1 pseudogene is annotated in these 560 nt (G+C 68.4%); it reads left to right on the top strand.

Annotated features, from left to right (window positions below):
- Positions 1-37: 37 nt before the first annotated feature.
- Positions 38-560: pseudogene (locus NQO67_RS43535) on the top strand (IS5 family transposase); the annotation flags it as partial.

Here is a 560-nt window from a genome sequence, read left to right as displayed (position 1 = left end):
AGCGTGTCTCTTTGATGAGTTCGCCAGTTGACTGGGTGTGTCTGTCCGGTTAGTGATCACTGATGCCATGTGGGGCCGGATCGCGCCGCTGATGCCGGCCGATCCGGTCCGCGGACGGCGATGGGCCGACCATCGCCGCACCCTTGAGGCCATCGCGTGGAAGTACCGCACCCACTCGCCCTGGCGGGACCTGCCCGAGGAGCTCGGCTCGTTCCAGACTGCCCACAAAAGGTTGATCAGATGGGCCGTGGACGGCACCTGGGAGATGATCCTGGCCGCCGTCCTGGCAACAGCGGACACCGACGACGACATCGACTGGACCGTGTCAGTGGACTCCACCGTTGTCCGGGCTCACCAGCACGCCGCCGGAGCGCGCAAAAGGGGGCGATACGCTCCGGCGAACCCGCCGACCACGCGCTCGGACGCTCCCGCGGCGGGCTGAGCACCAAGGTCCACCTGGCCGCCGACGGCGGTGCACGGCCCCTGGCCCTTACGATCACCGCAGGACAGGCGGGTGACGCACCGGCCTTCGAGACGGTGATGTCCCGCATCCGCGTGCC

Source organism: Streptomyces odontomachi, assembly GCF_024435355.1.
Taxonomy (GTDB): domain Bacteria; phylum Actinomycetota; class Actinomycetes; order Streptomycetales; family Streptomycetaceae; genus Streptomyces; species Streptomyces odontomachi.
Note: the sequence above shows the minus strand (reverse complement) of the source record. Positions and strands in the feature narration are given on the sequence as shown.